Origin of the sequence: Streptococcus parasanguinis (genome assembly GCF_032163505.1) — a bacterium.
GTDB lineage: Bacteria > Bacillota > Bacilli > Lactobacillales > Streptococcaceae > Streptococcus > Streptococcus parasanguinis_V.
The window spans coordinates 476,199-491,752 of the sequence record NZ_CP134147.1; the positions used below are offsets into that span (position 1 = coordinate 476,199).

At 41.5% G+C, this 15,554-nt stretch carries 19 protein-coding genes; 12 read left to right on the top strand and 7 right to left on the bottom strand.

What is annotated here, in order from left to right:
* Nucleotides 1–16 precede the first annotated feature (16 nt).
* The 5 genes from RIN70_RS02495 to RIN70_RS02515 all read right to left on the bottom strand — a co-directional run bounded on the left by RIN70_RS02495 (nt 17) and on the right by RIN70_RS02515 (nt 5,169).
* Nucleotides 17–928 carry a PTS system mannose/fructose/sorbose family transporter subunit IID gene (locus RIN70_RS02495; protein WP_031575187.1) on the bottom strand — a complete coding sequence of 304 codons (912 nt, stop codon included), beginning with the start codon at nt 926–928 and terminating at the stop codon, nt 17–19.
* Nucleotides 929–946: 18 nt separating this feature from the next.
* On the bottom strand, nt 947–1,750 hold the full coding sequence (locus RIN70_RS02500; RefSeq protein ID WP_195190088.1) for a PTS mannose/fructose/sorbose transporter subunit IIC: 804 nt from the start codon (nt 1,748–1,750) through the stop codon (nt 947–949).
* 27 nt (nt 1,751–1,777) lie between these two features.
* Entirely contained in the window at nt 1,778–2,767 is a 990-nt protein-coding gene (locus RIN70_RS02505; RefSeq protein WP_031575194.1) for a PTS sugar transporter subunit IIB, read from the bottom strand.
* A gap of 378 nt (nt 2,768–3,145) precedes the next feature.
* The gene (adhP, locus tag RIN70_RS02510; protein ID WP_023920230.1) at nt 3,146–4,168 is read right to left on the bottom strand and encodes an alcohol dehydrogenase AdhP; all 1,023 of its coding nucleotides are present in this window, start codon (nt 4,166–4,168) and stop codon (nt 3,146–3,148) included.
* A gap of 188 nt (nt 4,169–4,356) precedes the next feature.
* Nucleotides 4,357–5,169, bottom strand: a complete 813-nt coding sequence (locus RIN70_RS02515) for a Cof-type HAD-IIB family hydrolase (RefSeq protein ID WP_049474385.1) — start codon at nt 5,167–5,169, stop codon at nt 4,357–4,359.
* Nucleotides 5,170–5,344: 175 nt separating this feature from the next.
* Here RIN70_RS02515 and RIN70_RS02520 point away from each other — a divergent pair, with 175 nt between their 5' ends.
* From RIN70_RS02520 to lytR, 4 genes are all read left to right on the top strand, one after another.
* Complete coding sequence (locus tag RIN70_RS02520) at nt 5,345–6,766, top strand: NCS2 family permease (RefSeq protein ID WP_070464909.1); 1,422 nt, start codon at nt 5,345–5,347, stop codon at nt 6,764–6,766.
* 176 nt (nt 6,767–6,942) lie between these two features.
* Complete coding sequence (tsaE, locus tag RIN70_RS02525) at nt 6,943–7,398, top strand: tRNA (adenosine(37)-N6)-threonylcarbamoyltransferase complex ATPase subunit type 1 TsaE (RefSeq protein WP_045760248.1); 456 nt, start codon at nt 6,943–6,945, stop codon at nt 7,396–7,398.
* Complete coding sequence (locus RIN70_RS02530) at nt 7,391–7,921, top strand: GNAT family N-acetyltransferase (protein ID WP_049472478.1); 531 nt, start codon at nt 7,391–7,393, stop codon at nt 7,919–7,921. Before tsaE ends, RIN70_RS02530 begins: the two co-directional genes overlap by 8 nt.
* Before the next feature lie 13 nt (nt 7,922–7,934).
* Complete coding sequence (gene lytR / locus RIN70_RS02535) at nt 7,935–9,128, top strand: glycopolymer--peptidoglycan transferase LytR (protein ID WP_129299730.1); 1,194 nt, start codon at nt 7,935–7,937, stop codon at nt 9,126–9,128.
* 21 nt (nt 9,129–9,149) lie between these two features.
* Here the strand turns inward: lytR and RIN70_RS02540 are convergent, their stop codons facing one another.
* Both RIN70_RS02540 and RIN70_RS02545 read right to left on the bottom strand, forming a co-directional pair.
* The gene (locus RIN70_RS02540; protein WP_003012641.1) at nt 9,150–9,440 is read right to left on the bottom strand and encodes a hypothetical protein; all 291 of its coding nucleotides are present in this window, start codon (nt 9,438–9,440) and stop codon (nt 9,150–9,152) included.
* Nucleotides 9,441–9,452: 12 nt separating this feature from the next.
* Nucleotides 9,453–9,866: an HIT family protein gene (locus RIN70_RS02545; RefSeq protein ID WP_129299731.1), complete on the bottom strand. Its 414-nt coding sequence runs from the start codon at nt 9,864–9,866 to the stop codon at nt 9,453–9,455.
* A 67-nt stretch (nt 9,867–9,933) separates the two neighbouring features.
* Between RIN70_RS02545 and RIN70_RS02550 the strand changes: the two genes are divergently transcribed.
* From RIN70_RS02550 to RIN70_RS02585, 8 genes are all read left to right on the top strand, one after another.
* The gene (locus RIN70_RS02550; protein ID WP_021154515.1) at nt 9,934–10,665 is read left to right on the top strand and encodes an ABC transporter ATP-binding protein; all 732 of its coding nucleotides are present in this window, start codon (nt 9,934–9,936) and stop codon (nt 10,663–10,665) included.
* The gene (locus RIN70_RS02555; protein WP_195623608.1) at nt 10,662–11,717 is read left to right on the top strand and encodes an ABC transporter permease; all 1,056 of its coding nucleotides are present in this window, start codon (nt 10,662–10,664) and stop codon (nt 11,715–11,717) included. Before RIN70_RS02550 ends, RIN70_RS02555 begins: the two co-directional genes overlap by 4 nt.
* Before the next feature lie 40 nt (nt 11,718–11,757).
* Nucleotides 11,758–12,552: a cell cycle regulator CcrZ gene (gene ccrZ / locus RIN70_RS02560; protein WP_003003852.1), complete on the top strand. Its 795-nt coding sequence runs from the start codon at nt 11,758–11,760 to the stop codon at nt 12,550–12,552.
* Nucleotides 12,549–13,184, top strand: coding sequence for a tRNA (guanosine(46)-N7)-methyltransferase TrmB (gene trmB / locus RIN70_RS02565; protein WP_031575233.1), 636 nt, complete (start codon nt 12,549–12,551; stop codon nt 13,182–13,184). The genes ccrZ and trmB overlap by 4 nt, the downstream gene beginning before the upstream one ends.
* A gap of 97 nt (nt 13,185–13,281) precedes the next feature.
* The gene (gene rimP / locus RIN70_RS02570) at nt 13,282–13,761 is read left to right on the top strand and encodes a ribosome maturation factor RimP (protein ID WP_070449014.1); all 480 of its coding nucleotides are present in this window, start codon (nt 13,282–13,284) and stop codon (nt 13,759–13,761) included.
* Between the two features lie 44 nt (nt 13,762–13,805).
* Nucleotides 13,806–14,948, top strand: a complete 1,143-nt coding sequence (gene nusA, locus RIN70_RS02575; RefSeq protein WP_031575236.1) for a transcription termination factor NusA — start codon at nt 13,806–13,808, stop codon at nt 14,946–14,948.
* Between the two features lie 14 nt (nt 14,949–14,962).
* Complete coding sequence (gene rnpM / locus RIN70_RS02580; protein ID WP_155125296.1) at nt 14,963–15,259, top strand: RNase P modulator RnpM; 297 nt, start codon at nt 14,963–14,965, stop codon at nt 15,257–15,259.
* On the top strand, nt 15,252–15,551 hold the full coding sequence (locus RIN70_RS02585; RefSeq protein ID WP_045760253.1) for a YlxQ-related RNA-binding protein: 300 nt from the start codon (nt 15,252–15,254) through the stop codon (nt 15,549–15,551). The genes rnpM and RIN70_RS02585 overlap by 8 nt, the downstream gene beginning before the upstream one ends.
* Nucleotides 15,552–15,554: the final 3 nt, after the last annotated feature.

Consider the following 15,554-nt stretch of genomic DNA (forward strand, 5'->3'; position numbering starts at 1 on the left):
TTTAGTTGATCTTTGCTTACATCAAGCCAGCAACGTGTGCTAATACACCGATTACAAAGAGAGCGATGATGATAGTGATTGGAGATACTTTTTTCTTCAACAACCACATACAAGCAAAAGTAAGAAGCAATCCCATCAAACCAGGAATCAATGAATCCAAGTTTTGTTGGAAAGTTGTAACTTTTTCAGGTGTTTGAGATAGGCCTGAACCAACTTGAGCGAAGGCTTCTTGAATTCCTTTGAAACCTTCAGGAAGTTTATCCCAATGGATATAAGCTTTGTCGTCTAATTTGACAGAAGAAACATTGAAGACGAATTTAATAGATACCCAACGTTCTACCAAGACAGCGAGGATGAACATCCCAAGGATAGAAGCCCCTTTAGTGATGTCTTGCAAGATCCCACCAGACATATCTTTGGTAATTTCAGAACCTGCTTTGTAGCCAAGTTCTTGCGTGTACCACAAGAAGGCCATACGAATCGCATTCCATGCGATAAAGAAGATGAGTGGACCAAGGATATTACCAGACGCAGCAAGTGATGCACCAAGAGCCCCAAGAATTGGACGGACAGTGAACCAGAAGACTGGATCTCCGATACCCGCCAAAGGACCCATCATACCAATTTTAACCCCTTGGATGGCAGCATCGTCAATAGCGGCACCGTTTGCTCTTTCTTCTTCAAGAGCAAGCGTTACCCCGATGATAGGAGCGGCAACGTATGGATGAGTGTTAAAGAATTCCATGTGACGTTCAAGAGCAGCCGCTTGGTCTTCTTTCTTCGTGTAGAGTTTTTTGATAGCTGGGATCAATGAGTAAGCCCAACCCAAGTTTTGCATCCGTTCATAGTTCCAAGAACCTTGCAAGAAGGTTGAACGCCACCAAACTTTTTGACGATCTGATTTAGATAATTGTAATTTTTCAGTCATGATAGTGTCACACCTTTCTTAATAGTCTTCGAGAATGTCGCCAATTGGATCGTTAGAAGTAGCGGCACCGCCACCTCCATTGCCACCTTTCTTAGAAAGAGTAAGGTAGATCAAGGCAAGGGAAACACCAATTGCTCCAAGGGCGATCAAGGTCAATTGGCTAACAGCTGCAAGAGCAAAACCGATGGCAAAGAATGGCCATACTTCACGGCTCGCCATCATGTTGATAACCATGGCATAACCAACGGCTACAACCATACCACCACCGATTTGCATTCCATCAGAGAGCCATTTTGGCATTTGTTCAAGAGCAGTTTTGACAGTTTCAGCAGGAATCATCAACAAGAGGGCTGCAGGAATGGCGATACGAAGACCTTGAAGAAGAAGGGCCACAAAGTGAGCGCGTTCTACACCTTTGATATCCCCTTTTCTAGCAGCAGCGTCGGCAGTGTGAACCAAACCAACGGAAAGGGTACGGACGATCATGGTCAAGAAAAGACCAGCAACTGCAAGTGGAATAGCGACACCTTGAGCGACAGCGATTCCTTTTGTACTGAAGTCTCCCCCAAGTACCATGATGATGGCAGCAGCGACAGATGCAAGGGCAGCATCGGGTGCAACTGCGGCACCAATGTTTGCCCAGCCAAGTGCAATAAATTGAAGTGAACCACCAAGCATAATGCCAGCAGTCAAGTTACCTGTTACCAAACCGATTAAGGTACAAGCAACAAGGGGTTGGTGGAATTGGAATTGGTCAAGGATACCTTCAAGACCTGCTAAGAAGGCAACAACGACCACTAATACCATAGAAATAATAGACATGTTTAAAATCCTTTCGTAAGTAATCGATTATTGAACGTTAGCTTTGTTAATTAAGTCAAACAAATCTTTCTTAGAGTCATTTGGCACTTTACGGACGTCAAATTCAACTCCAAGATCACGCATTTTTTCAAATGTAGCCACGTCATCTTTATCCATTGACAACACATTGTTCACCATGGTTTTACCAGTTGAGTGGGCCATTGAACCAACGTTCAAGGTTTTAATCGGAACACCACCTTCGATGGCGCGAAGAGCATCTTGAGGTGTTTCAAATAAGATCAAAGCATGGGTATTTCCAAAACGTGGATCTTTTGCAACGTCGATCAATTTTTGAATTGGGACAACGTTTGCTTTCACACCATTTGGTGCCGCTTGTTTGATCAATTCCTTACGGAGTTCATCTTTGGCAACAGAATCTGAAGCAACAATGATCCGATCGGCTTTTGAATCAGGTGTCCAAGCAGTTGCGACTTGTCCATGAAGAAGACGTGTATCTAAGCGGGCAAGGTTAATCTTGAGTTTTCCATCTCCGATAACTGTTCCTTCTGGAATAGCAGCTTGGGCTACAGGAGCAGCAGCGGCTGTACTAGCTTCTTCAACAGGATTCAATTCTTCTGGAAGAGCTTTGACACCGTCTTTTGCTTCCTTAATGATGTTTGCAGCGACTTTATCAACGCCGGCATTTGCATCCATCAAACGTTCTGTATAAGCTTGAATCAACATCGGAAGGTTTAATCCTGTAATGATCGCAAATTTACGATCTGGATTTTCTCCCATGACGCGACTTGCTTGGTTAAATGGAGAACCACTCCAAAGGTCAGCCAAAACCAAGACTTCATCTTCTGCATCAAATGCGGCAACAGCTGCATTGAATTTAGCATAGAGATCATCCGGGCCTTCACTTGGCATGAACGTAACCACTTGAACTTTCTCTTGATCCCCAAAGATCATCGAGCCGGATTGGTGGATTCCAGCTGCAAATTCACCGTGGCTAGCAATAATGATACCAATACTCATTATTGACATTCCTCCTTATAAAATTTGTTTGACTTTCAGTTTAAGAAAACTTTAAGCTACTTTATTATAAATCGTTTCCACACTTAAGTCAATTTTTCTATCAAAATCTCGATGTAAAAACATTAATTTATTATATTAAATTATCGTTAGATAGAAAAAGAATGCTCTTGAATGAATTTTGTTTATTACTTGTTGATGCTTAAAAAATCAATAATAATATGTTTTATAGGATTTTGTTCTCAATAAAAATATTCCAACAATCGATCTATATCCCCAAAAATAAAAAATAAATCTATAATAAATTGTAAAATAGAGTGATTGAGAGCACTCAAAAAAGACTAGCCCAGTTGAGCTAGTCTGGTAGGTTCAGTTAGTTAGTTAGTTGGTAAAGTCAAGTACCATACGTCCTTGAATGGTTCCAGCTTCCATTTCGTCAAAGACTTTGACTGCATCTTCTACTGGACGTTTTTGAACGACAGGGACTACCAAGCCTTCTGCACCAAATTGGAAGGCTTCTTCCAAGTCTTTACGAGTTCCTACAAGAGAACCAATGACTTGGATACCATCTAATACCGTTTTCACAATGCTGAGGTCCATCATTTCAGAAGGAAGACCAACTGCGATCACGCGGCCACCTGCACGAACAGAATCTACTGCTTGGTTGAAAGCTACTTTAGAAACAGCTGTTACGACAGCAGAGTGAGCTCCACCATTTGTTTTTTCTTTGATCAATCCTGGGACATCTTCAACTTCGCGACCGTTGATGACAAAGTCTGCACCAACTTCTTTTGCCAATTCTAGTTTATCATTGTTGATATCGACAGCGATGACATGTGCGTTGAAGACTTTCTTAGCATATTGAACAGCCAAGTTTCCTAGTCCACCAGCTCCATAGATAACGATCCATTGTCCTGGTTCAGCTTTGGCTTCTTTGATGGCTTTGTAAGTTGTAACACCTGCACACGTAATAGAAGAAGCTTGGGCTGGATCTAATCCTTCAGGTACTTTCACTGCGTAATCTGCAGTAACGATACATTGTTCAGCCATTCCTCCATCAACAGAGTAACCAGCATTTTTTACAGTACGGCAAAGAGTTTCGCGACCAGTTGTACAGTATTCACAAGTTCCACATCCTTCGAAGAACCATGCGACACTGACACGATCCCCAACTTTTAGGCTCTTGACATCTGGAGCAACTTCTTTAACAATACCGATTCCTTCGTGTCCAAGAACACGGCCTGGAACTTTACCGAAGTCCCCGTGAGCAACGTGCAAGTCAGTGTGGCAGACACCACAGTATTCGATTTGAACAAGTGCTTCCCCTGTTTCAAGTGGACGCATGTCTTTGTTTGCAACGATTTCAACACCAGTACCTTCTGGATTTACAACAACAGCTTTCATTTTGTTCCTCCTTAAGTGAACGAGAAGCGATTTAGTTTTTTGAAAGCGCTTCTTTAATAACTATGTTAATAATATCACAAACGAGATGGCAAGGCAATGAAAAAAATGTAAAAATAGGAGGGTATTGATTAACCGATTAAGTATTTAGGATAGAAAAAGACATAAGGGATAGCTCATGTCTGTTCCTATTATAAGAATAATTGAATGAGTTGGCGCGCGACACCGTCCTCATTATTGGTAAAATCTGTGACGGAATCCGCGTAAGGAAGTAGGACAGAGCTCGCGTTTTTCATGGCGTATCCATGACCAGCAAGAGCTAGCATGTCGGTATCGTTGTGCTCGTCTCCAAAGGCAATCAAATCCTTCTGATCCATATTGAGTTTATCTAGAAGGTAGGTCAGAGCAGATGCTTTGGTCACATTTTTGGGATTGCATTCCAGAATATTTAAGGGACCCCCCCAAGTATTTATAGACAGATTGTAGTCATAATGCCGATTCATTTCATCTGCCAGAGCATATTTGTCTTCCGCTTTCGTTTGAAAGAGGATACAGTTTGGGTCGCTCGTTACCCGCTCGGGATTGAATTGATTTTCTGGTTGGAAAGATTCAATACCGAATAATTTAGGGTCTGCAACGTGCTCATTTGGATCGGTAATAAAGAATTTATTGCGGTATTCGCCTGCTATAAAGTCCGCTTGGATGGTATCCCGGTTAGCGACCATATCTAGCAGGTATTTTTTATCTAAAGTCAAACATTGTTCATCCCCCCATTTTTTCTCAGGTAGATGCGTAAGGGAGCCGTTAAAATTGATCATCGGAGTATCTAGCTCTAGTTGTTTGTAATAGGTATGTGCCATACGGTAGGGGCGGCCTGTTGTAATAATGACTTTATGGCCAAGAGCACTAATTTTTTTTATCGTATCAATGGTAAAGTCGCTCAATTTGCTTTCGGAATTTAAGAGAGTGCCGTCTAGATCTAGAGCGATCATCTTTTTATGCATATTTCAGTTCCTTTCGAGAAGAATGAGACCATTATATCAGAAAAATCGGAAAAGCGCTCAAAAATCGAGAAGAGAAGTAGGATTTCTTGAAAGGCGAAAGATCTTTTGGTAAAATAGAAATAACGTTCGCAAATTGATTGGGAGCGAGAATGATGAAAAAGGAGTTTATTCTGAAATGGATAAGTTTTTTAAACTTTCAGAACATGGAACCACTGTTCGAACAGAGGTTCTTGCTGGTTTGACAACCTTTTTTGCGATGAGTTATATCCTCTTCGTAAACCCTCAAATGTTGTCACAAACAGGTATGCCAGCTCAAGGAGTCTTCCTTGCAACGATTATTGGATCCGTTGTCGGGACCTTGATGATGGCTTTTTATGCCAATTTACCTTATGCACAAGCACCTGGGATGGGCTTGAATGCCTTCTTTACCTTTACCGTTGTATTTGGTATGGGCTACTCATGGCAGGAAGCTTTGGGGATGGTCTTCATTTGTGGAGTGATTTCATTGATTATCACATTGACAAATGTTCGGAAGATGATCATCGAATCGATTCCGACAGCTCTTCGCTCTGCTATTTCAGCGGGGATCGGGATTTTCTTGGCCTATGTTGGAATTAAGAATGCAGGATTTTTGAAATTCACGATTGACCCTCATACCTATACAGTGGTCGGAGAAGGAGCAGATAAGGCGAATGCAACGATCTCAGCAAATGCATCTGCTGTTCCTGGATTGGTTGATTTTAACAATCCAGCTGTCCTCTTGGCTCTTGTTGGTCTTGCGATTACTATTTTCTTTGTTGTCAAAGGGATTAAAGGTGGGATTATCCTTTCCATCTTAGCAACGACTGTTCTTGGAATTCTCATCCATGTTGTTGATATCACTAAAATTGACTTTGCAAGTAACCATCTAGGAGCTGCCTTTAATGATTTAGGCACGATCTTTGGTCAAGCTTTAGGATCGAAAGGATTGGGTTCTTTGATTTCCAATACGTCTCGTTTGCCTGAGACCTTAATGGCCATCTTAGCCTTCTCCTTGACTGATATTTTTGATACAATCGGAACTTTGATCGGTACGGGTGAAAAAGTTGGGATTGTTGCGACAAATGGGGAAAACCATCAATCAGCGAAATTAGATAAGGCCCTCTATTCAGACCTTGTAGCGACTTCAGTCGGAGCTATTGCAGGAACTTCAAACGTAACGACGTATGTTGAATCTGCAGCTGGTATTGGAGCTGGTGGACGCACTGGTTTGACAGCCTTGGTTGTAGCGATCTGTTTTGCTATTTCAAGTCTCTTTAGTCCTTTGTTGGCGATTGTACCGACCGCTGCTACAGCCCCAATTTTGATTGTTGTTGGGATCATGATGTTGAGTGGCTTGAAAAATATCCATTGGGAAGATATGTCAGAAGCAGTTCCTGCTTTCTTCACCTCTATCTTTATGGGCTTCAGCTACTCGATTACACAAGGGATCGCTGCTGGATTTATCACCTATAGCTTGGTGAAAGTGGTTAAAGGACAAGCCAAAGAAGTGCACAGCATGATTTGGATTTTAGATGTTCTCTTTATTTTAAACTACGTTAGCATGGCCTTGAATTAAGCATCAGGAAGGTACCAAAAAGGAATGGGAGTTGTCTCCCATTCCTTTTTAGATGGATTGAGGGAATGAATGGGAGAATTTCCTGTATTTCCTGATTTTTTTCTCAAAAACAAACCGGAGTCGAACAATTTCTAAAAGAAAGAGCAGATTTTTAAAAAGTTTGGTATAATAGAGAAATGATTAGTCACAATGAAACGGAGCTGATCGCTCTAGGAAAACAGCTAGGAAAACTCTTAGAAAAGCAAGACGTGATCATTTTATCAGGTGATCTAGGGGCAGGAAAAACGACCTTTACCAAAGGAATTGCAAAGGGGTTAGGGATTGATCAGATGATTAAAAGCCCGACCTATACCATTGTTCGTGAATACGAAGGTCGCTTGCCTTTATACCATTTGGATGTTTACCGGATTGGGAATGATCCAGATTCTATTGATTTAGATGATTTTCTATTTGGAAATGGTGCTACCATTATTGAATGGGGAGAGCTGATTGAGCCGAGTCTCTCGGATGCTTATCTTAAAATTTTTATCCGAAAATTAGAAGATGGGCGAGAGTTAGCTTTTGAAGCTCATGGAGCGCGTGCAAAAGCTTTGCTAGCATCCTTTGAGCAGGTGGAAAAAACGGATGACTAAGGAAAAGGAAGTAACAGTAGAAATTCGGCAAGCTGACAGTGCAGATGCGGCTCTTGTCGTTGATTTCTTAAATCAAGTTGGGAAAGAGTCAGATTACATGACGCTAGATGAAGCTGGGATTGGCATGTCTCCAGCAGACATGGAGCAATTTCTGATGGTGCAAGAGATGGCGGAAAACCGGATTTGCCTCTTGCTATTTCTAGATCAGGAACTGGCAGCTTTGTTAAATATCACTGCAGCTTCTCAACGGTCCATTCGGCATATTGGTGATGTCTTTATTGTGGTTCAAAAAGCTTATTGGAATCAAGGGCTTGGACAGATCTTGTTGGAAGAAGGAATTGAGTGGGCGCACTCGACCGGTGTTCTCAGGAAACTAGTCTTGAATGTCCAAGTGCGCAATGAACGAGCGGTTCACCTGTATAAAAAGTTAGGTTTTGAGATCGAAGGTTGCCAAGCTCGTGGAGCTTGTTCAGCTGAAGGAGAATTCTTAGATGTTTACCTTATGGGGAAACTGATAGATTAGAGAGAGATTCTATATGGTTAAAAAAATTATTTTGATGTTTTTGAGCTTATTGACGGTAACAGTGATTGGGATCGGGGCCTATGGCCTTACCATCCTAAACCAAACGACTGGGACTCTCAGTAAGACTTATAAGGGCTTTGGAAATGAGACCAATGTCATTGCAGAAAACAAGCCGATGACCATCCTTTTGATGGGGGTTGATACAGGTAGTGGTTCTCGGGAAGATCCTTGGGCCGGAAATAGTGATACCATGATTTTGGTGACTGTCAATCCTCAAACAAAAGAAACAACCATGACGAGCTTGGAAAGAGATATCCTAACCAATATTACTTCAGATGGCGAAACGGTCCAAGCAAAATTGAATTCGGCTTATGCTCAAGGCGGTGCCAAGTTAGCCATTAAGACCATTCAAGATCTTTTGAATATCCATATTGACCGCTATGTCATGATCAATATGAAGGGATTGGTTCAATTAGTGGATAAGGTTGGTGGTATCACGGTTAACAATCCATTTGACTTCGATATCTCGATCGAGGAAAATGAGCCAGAATATACGGCTAAGATCGCACCAGGACGTCAGGAGATTAATGGGGACCAAGCTCTCGTTTATTCACGCATGCGCTACCAAGACCCAGAAGGAGACTACGGACGTCAAAAACGACAACGTGAAGTGATCAAAAAGATTGTTGAGAAAGTTTTAAGTCTCAATAGTTTGAGTCACTACAAAGGAATCATTGAGTCTGTTAGTGACAATATGCAAACCAACATAGCGCTTGACAGTAATAGCCTTCTTCAATTGCTAGGATATAAAGATGCCCTTTCAACGATTCATCAGTACCAGCTGAAAGGAGAAGATGCCACCTTAGCAGATGGCGGAAGTTATCAGATTGTCACTTCAAAACATCTCTTGAAAATTCAAAATATCATCCGTAAAGCTTTGGGACTAAAAGAAATCAAAACATTGAAAACCAATGCTTACCTATTAGATGGAGATGAAGAGTTGAAGAATGCTTCTTCTCAAAATGATACGCCAGCGGCATCATCTGAGGAAGCACCTGTTTACCAAGAGTTTAACCAACTACCAGTTGTACCATCGACCCAGGATACGGGAGTGGTGACGCCTCAAAGTTCTGTTGCACCAGTGACACCAGTTGCTCCTGCAGCTACAGAGTCGAGCAGTGTGACACCTACGGTACCTTCAGAATAAGAAAAAAACGATTGAGTTTTCTCAATCGTTTTTACTTGGTTGCCAGATGTCTTGAATTTCTTTTAGAGAGGCTGTTGCTTGTTGACTAAATAGTTTGGTCTTGTATTGGAAATCCGTTACCAATTCTTGAAGATTGGTTTTTTGGTCTTGGATAATATCCAGATTGCGTTGGATTTTTGCTAGGTTATCTTGAATTCCCTTGACCAATTGGCTGGATTCAGTCACCTCTGTTTTAATTTCTTTGCGGTTTTTTACTAGGTGGTAGCTAATGCTAGCTCCTGTTGCAAACCAAAAGAGATTTTTGAGTTTCATATGGCCTCCTTTTTAACTGTTTTTGATGGTTTCTGCGAGAACTGCTAGTTGTTCAAAATTAGGCTCGTGTTCAGTAAAAGAAATGGCAAGCTCATCTTGATCGGAATAGCGAGGGATAATGTGGACATGTGTGTGAAATACGGTTTGTCCAGAAACCTCTTCCATGTTGCTGATGATATTCATTCCCTTAGCTTGGGTAGCAGCTTCTACTTTTTTAGCAACTATAGAAACACGTGCAAACAGTTGAGCTGTGGCGGTTTCGTCCATCTCTAATAGATTGCGAGCATGTTTTTTTGGAACGACTAACGTATGACCGGGTGTAACCTGAGAGATGTCCAAAAATGCGAGGACTTCCTCGTCCTCATAGACTTTGGAGGAAGGAATGTCGCCAGCTATAATCTTACAAAAAATACAATCGTCAACCATAAATACACCTCATTTAGACTAAATTTTGTTATAATATAAGAACATTATACCAGAAATCGGAGAAAATATGTTAGAAATCAACAAGTTGACAGGGGGCTATGTCAACATCCCTGTCCTGAAAGAGGTGAGTTTTTCAGTTCCGGATGGCCAACTGATTGGTTTGATTGGACTAAATGGAGCTGGGAAGTCAACCACAATTAATGAAATTATTGGTCTCCTGCATCCTTATGCTGGGGAAGTACGGATTGACGGCCTGAGCCTTCCAGAAGCTCCAACTGACTATCGTAAAAAAATTGGCTATATTCCAGAAACCCCTAGTCTATATGAAGAATTAACCTTGCGAGAGCATATCGAGACCGTAGCTATGGCCTATGATTTAGACATGGATCAGGTCATGGTGCGCGTCCAGCCTTTGTTGGAACGATTCCGTTTGGCTGAAAAATTAGATTGGTTCCCGACCCAGTTTTCAAAAGGGATGAAGCAAAAGGTCATGATTATTTGCGCCTATGCAGTGGATCCAAGTCTTTATATTGTCGATGAACCCTTTTTGGGATTGGATCCTGTTGCGATTGCAGATTTGATTCAGTTATTGGCAGATGAGAAAGCAAAAGGAAAATCGATTTTGATGAGTACCCACGTTCTGGATTCGGCTGAAAAGATGTGTGATGGTTTTGTGATCCTCCATAAGGGGCAGATCCGAGCAAAAGGGACCTTGGACGAGCTGCGTTCAACTTTTGGGGATGAGAAAGCAAGTCTAAATGATATCTACATGACCTTGACAGAAGAGGAAACAGCATGAAAGAGTTGATGAAAAAACGGCAAGAAACGTTTCGAACTCAATGTGTAAAATATAGCCGCTATGTTCTCAATGATCATTTCGTCCTCTTTATGCTGATTTTCATAGGATTTCTGGCGGTTCAATACAGCCAATTCTTACAAGATCTCCCCAAAGATACAAGCCTGATCCGCTGGAGTCTCATGATTGGTTTGCTCCTCTTGGTTCCGATAGGCTCTATTGCGACCTACTTAGAGAAGCCCGATGCTTTATTCCTTTTGGTAAAGGAAGAGGAAGTGAAACGTTATATCAAAGGGCAGGCCAAGAAGTCTTTTGTGTTTTGGTTTTTGATTCAAAGTTTTGTCCTTCTATTATTTGTGCCTCTTCTTCTGGCAACAGGGCTGGATAAACTTGCTATTGTAGCTTATATCCTTGTCTTAGGGGTGGCTAAAAGGGCTGTTTTTAGCTGGAAGGAAGCGCGTTTCTACCAAGATGGAAATTTGAATTGGACCTTGGCCATTGCTCGTGAGAATGCAAGGAAACAATTGATTCTTCGCTTCTTTGCCTTGTTTACAACGGTGAAAGGTATTACCAACAGTGTCAAAAGAAGAGCGTACTTGGATGGTTTCTTAGGGCTTCTTCCTAAAACACATGGCAATACGTGGCTTCACTTATATATGCGCTCCTTCCTACGGAATGGAGATCTTTTCTCTATGACTCTCCGACTCTTGGCTCTTTCCATTCTCGCTATCATCTTTATTCCTCAACCTCTCGTAGTGATTGCCCTTGTAGCCTTGCTCAATTACTTGGTTATTTTTCAATTACTGGGACTTTACAGTGCTTTTGATTACCAACCCTTGACCCTCCTTTTCCCGATGAAAAAGGGCAGTAAAAAGGCAGGGTTGAACAAAACGATTCAGCTGGTCATGGGGATGATAACGGTGATAGAAGGGGGAATTGGCCTGGTCTTTATTTCAGATAAAGTCCTGTTGTTAGGCTTACTGGCTTATACAGTTGCTTTAATCCTACTCTATCTTCCATTTAAGATGGCGCGCTTGGTTGACGAAAGTCGTTAAAATTAGTAAAATAGATTGGAAACTTTTTACGGAGGAAAAGATGGACTCGAATGAAAAAGAGCTAAGCCTCACCCCAATTCCTGGGAAGAGTGGGAAGGCCTACATGGGGACCTACCCAGATGGTGGGCGCGTTTTTGTAAAAATGAATACGACCCCAATCCTTGCGGGTCTAGCAAAAGAACAGATTGCTCCTCAATTATTATGGAGTCGACGATTGCCAGATGGAAATGTGATGAGTGCCCAAGAATGGTTGAATGGGGAAATTCTCACGCCAAATGGGATGTCAAAAAAACAAGTGGTCAATATTTTAACGAGATTGCACCGTTCTAGACCTTTGATGACCCAATTGAAAAAACTTGGCTATCCTGTAGAATCTCCATTAGAATTGCTCAATTCTTGGAGCAACCGGTTGCCAATTGCCCTACGTCAGAACCACTATATCCAATCAGTCGTAAAGAATTTACGTAAGACAGTGCCTGCCTTTCGGGAGGATTATGCGACGATCGTCCACGGGGATGTCCGTCATAGTAACTGGATTGAGACAGAGAGCGGCTTGATTTATCTAGTCGATTGGGACTCTGTTCGTTTGACAGACCGGATGTTGGATGTGGCGCATATCTTGAGTCACTATATCCCAGATTCTAATTGGCGCGATTGGTTAGGCTATTATGGCTACAAGTACAATCAAAAAGTATTTGATAAACTCTATTGGTTTGGTCAATACTCTTTCTTGTGCCAAATTGCTAAATACTATGAAAATAATGATTTAGAAAATGTCAATCGCGAGATCTATGCTCTGCGCAATTTCCGGTTGAAATATGGAAAGGAAATATGAGAGTTAGAAATCGCAAGGGAGCGACTGAATTATTAGAAGCGAATCCGCAATATGTGGTCCTAAATCCAGAAGATGCCAAGGGAAAGTGGCATGAAATTTTTGGGAATGACCATCCTATTCATATCGAAGTGGGTAGCGGAAAAGGGGCCTTTATTACTGGGATGGCCAGGGCCAATCCAGAGATCAACTACATCGGAATTGATATTCAAAAATCGGTCTTGAGTTATGCTTTAGATAAGGTCTTAGAAGCTGATGTTCCTAACATTAAATTGCTTTGGGTAGATGGAGATAGCTTGACCAACTATTTTGAAGATGGAGAAATCGATCGACTCTATCTGAATTTTTCAGATCCTTGGCCTAAGAAACGTCATGAGAAGCGTCGCTTGACTTACAAGACTTTCTTGGATACCTTCAAGCAAATTCTTCCAGAACATGGGGAGATTCACTTTAAAACAGACAACCGAGGTTTGTTTGAATACAGTTTGGTGAGCTTTTCACAGTATGGTATGACTTTGAAGGGAGTCTGGCTAGACCTTCATGCTAGTGATTTTGAGGGCAATATCATGACGGAATATGAGAAAAAGTTCTCAAGTAAAGGACAGGTCATTTACCGTGTAGAAGCACAGTTTTAGCATATTCCTTGCAATCATTGGGGAATCGTGTTATAATACACTAAATGAATAGAAAAGGAGAGGCGGGGAAATATCTTCGCCTCTTATCTATGAGGAGGTGGCAACCATCGCAACGATTGTTGACTTAGTAACAGAAGTGATTCAGCCAGCTATAAAGGAACCATTTGAATTGGTCGATGTTGAATATGGCAAAATGGGTGGTGACTACGTCTTAAGCATTTTCGTAGACAAACCAGAAGGAATCACACTGAATGATACAGCGGATTTGACAGAAATCATCAGTCCGCTATTGGATCAAATCAAACCAGACCCATTTCCAGAACAGTACTTTTTAGAAGTCACCAGTCCTGGCTTGGAGAGACCTTTGAAAACCAAGGAAGCACTCGAGGGAGCTGTTGGTAAGTACGTCAATATTAGCTTGTACAAGGCTGTTGAAAAGCAAAAGGTCTTTGAGGGGAACCTAATAGGTTTTGAAGAGGATGTTTTGACCATTGAGTATATGGATAAAACACGAAAGAAAACAGTGGATATTCCTTATAACCTTGTGTCCAAAGCAAGGTTGGCTGTAAAATTGTAACAGAATGAAAGAAAGGATGCCTTTATAGAAGAGGCAAGAAAAACATGAGTAAAGAAATGCTAGAAGCCTTCCGCATTTTGGAAGAAGACAAAGGGATCAAAAAAGAAGATATCATCGAAGCAGTCACAGAATCATTGCGTTCAGCTTATCGCCGTCGTTATGGACAATCAGAAAGTGCAGCGATTGAATTCAATGAAAAAACTGGAGATTTCCGTGTTTATACGGTTCGTGAAGTAGTCGATGAGGTCTTTGATAGCCGTTTAGAAATCAGCTTGAAGGATGCCTTGGCCATTAGCTCTGCTTATGAGTTGGGTGACAAGATCAAGTTTGAAGAAGCACCAGCTGAATTTGGTCGTGTAGCAGCTCAATCTGCTAAACAAACGATCATGGAAAAAATGCGTAAGCAAACGCGCACCATCACCTATAACACTTATAAAGAACATGAAAATGAAATCATGAGTGGAACGGTGGAGCGCTTTGACAATCGGTTTATCTATGTCAATCTTGGTTCGATCGAAGCTCAATTGTCTAAGCAAGACCAAATTCCAGGAGAAGTATTCCAATCTCATGATCGAATTGAAGTATTTGTCTACAAGGTAGAAGATAATCCACGTGGTGTCAATGTCTTTGTTAGCCGAAGCCACCCTGAAATGATCAAACGTTTGATGGAACAAGAAATTCCTGAAGTCTACGATGGAACTGTTGAGATTATGAGTGTAGCGCGTGAAGCTGGAGATCGTACAAAAGTTGCGGTTCGTAGCCATAACCCAAACGTAGATGCGATTGGGACTATCGTTGGTCGTGGTGGATCGAATATTAAAAAGATTACCAGCAAGTTCCACCCAGCTCGATACGATCAAAAATTAGACCGTATGGTTCCGACAGAAGAAAATATCGATGTCATCGAATGGGTTCCAGATCCAGCTGAATTTATCTACAATGCGATCGCTCCTGCAGAAGTGGACCAAGTTATTTTTGATGATGAAGATAGCAAACATGCTCTCGTTGTGGTCCCAGACAACAAATTATCTCTTGCCATTGGTCGTCGTGGTCAAAACGTTCGTTTAGCAGCTCATTTGACTGGTTACCGCATCGATATCAAATCTGCTAGTGAGTTCGAAGAAATGGAAGCAGCTCAGGAAACTTTTGAAGACCAAGTAGAAAGTGACGAAGAGCAAGTCGATTAAGAGAGGGAGGGAAAATGGTAAAAACAAGAAAAATCCCTTTAAGAAAATCTGTCGTTTCAAATGAAATTATTGATAAGCGCGATTTGCTCCGCATTGTCAAAAATAAAGAAGGACAAGTCTTTATCGATCCAACTGGCAAAGCCAATGGTCGAGGTGCTTACATCAAGCTAGACAATGAAGAAGCGGCACTTGCTAAGAAAAAGAAAGTTTTTAATCGTAGCTTTAATATGGAAGTGGAAGAAGCTTTCTATGATGAATTGATCTCTTATGTAGATCATAAGGTGAAGAGAAGAGAGTTAGGCCTTGAATAAGCAAAAGATAAGTAATTTGTTGGGTTTGGCGCAAAGAGCAGGAAAACTCATTTCTGGAGAAGAACTCGTGATCAAAGCAATCCAGGAAGAAAAAGCAAAATTAGTTTTTCTGGCAAATGATGCAGCTAGTAACCTGACAAAAAAGGTGACAGATAAGGGTCACTATTATGAGGTTCAAGTATCTACCGTGTTTTCAACACTAGAATTAAGCACTGCAATTGGACGTTCTCGTAAGGTCGTCGCTGTTGTAGATGCTGGATTTTCAAAGAAAATGAGGTCTCTTATGGAATAGAAG